This window comes from Mesorhizobium sp. M7A.F.Ca.US.007.01.2.1 (assembly GCF_003998165.1).
Classification (GTDB): domain Bacteria; phylum Pseudomonadota; class Alphaproteobacteria; order Rhizobiales; family Rhizobiaceae; genus Mesorhizobium; species Mesorhizobium ciceri.
Map to the genome: position 1 here is coordinate 1 of NZ_RZQP01000471.1, position 1456 is coordinate 1456.

General features: G+C 63.6%; 1 protein-coding gene. It reads right to left on the reverse strand.

What is annotated here, in order from left to right; genetic code table 11:
- Positions 1-143: 143 nt before the first annotated feature.
- Positions 144-1456: DNA ligase D (gene ligD / locus EN949_RS35215; RefSeq protein ID WP_127371985.1), on the reverse strand; the 1313-nt coding region annotated here is incomplete at its 5' end.

A 1456-nucleotide genomic window follows, 5' to 3' on the forward strand; every position in this document is an offset into this window, starting at 1 on the left:
ATGCATTTGAGGTCGTGGACAGAGAATAATTCAAATTGTTGGAAGCGTCGATGGACTGGAATTTGAAACGCTGGCAGGACAGAGGGGGGCGCCACGGATCGCGGCGGTCCTTGTTCTGCAACTACTTACTTCGTCTTCTGCAACTACTTCGTCGCCCCCGAGACCACCGGCAGATCCCGCGCAAACTTATCAATCTCCGCCCACGGATCGCCCGACGGCGACGAATAATTCAGATCCTGCGGCGCATCGATGGATTCGAGGTCGCTCCAGCTGACCGGCGTCGAGGCCGGCAGATTGGTGCGGGCGCGCAAGGAGTAAGGTGCTGCGGAGGTGTGGCCGCGCGCATTGCGGTGGTAGTCGATGAAGATGCGCTTCTTGCGGTTGTCCTTGCCCATGGTGGTGGTGAAAGTATCAGGCGCCGTTGTCGCCAGATGCGTGGCGATAGCGCTGGTTGCCTGGTGCAGTTTCTTCCAGTTCTGCTTGCCTGTCACAGGCACCGTGATGTGGATGCCGCTGCCGCCGGAGGTCTTGGCGAACGGCACCAGCCCCAGGCGCCCCAATTCGTCCTTGATGTGCACGGCGGCCTCGACCACCTCGCGCCAGGCGATCCCTTCTCCCGGATCGAGGTCGAGGACGATCTGGTCGGGTCTGTCGAGGCTGGCGCGGTGGGTGCCCCAAGTGTGGAACTCGACGACGCCGAACTGCGCCAGCGCCAGATACCCTTTCGCGCCTTCGACCGAGAGATAGGATTTGGTTTCGCCCTCGGAATTTGTCGCCTCGAATGTCACCACCGAGGGCGGCATGCCGGTGAAGGCGTGGCGCTGGAAGAAGCAATCCTTCGGCAGGCCGGTCGGGCAGCGCACCAGCGACACCGGCCGGCCGAGAATGTGCGGCAGCATGAAATCGCCGACCAGCGCGTAATAGACGGCGATGTCGAGCTTGGTCGGGCCGGTCTTGCCGAACAGCCGGCGCGTCGGGTTGGTCACCCAGATGGTGGCAAGGTCAGCCTCGGCGATCAGCCGCTTGCGTGTCGAGGATACCGGCGTCGACAGGCCGACATCCCTCAAACCGCGGAAGACGCCGTGGCGCAGTGCGTTGTCCGCTGTGCGGTTGGCGTAGTGGATGCGCGCCGACAGCAGCGGCCGCACCCAGTTCATCTCGCGCATGATCTCGCGCGGAACGCCCTCGGGCGCGGTGGCGCCTTCCCGCAGCGGCTCCAGCCTGGCGAGCAATTCACCGGCGGTGGCGGCATCGAAACCGGTGCCGACCTTGCCGCGATAATGCAATTCACCATCCTCGAACTCTGCCATTCCGAGCGCCGCCAGCCCTTCGGCCGCATCGGAGATAGTGAAGCCGGCGATGACGAAGTCGTCCGACAGCAGCGCCTTGGTCTTGGTCCAGCTTTTGCTTCGGCCGCTCTGATAGATGGCCGTGGCGCGCTTGGAGACGACACCCT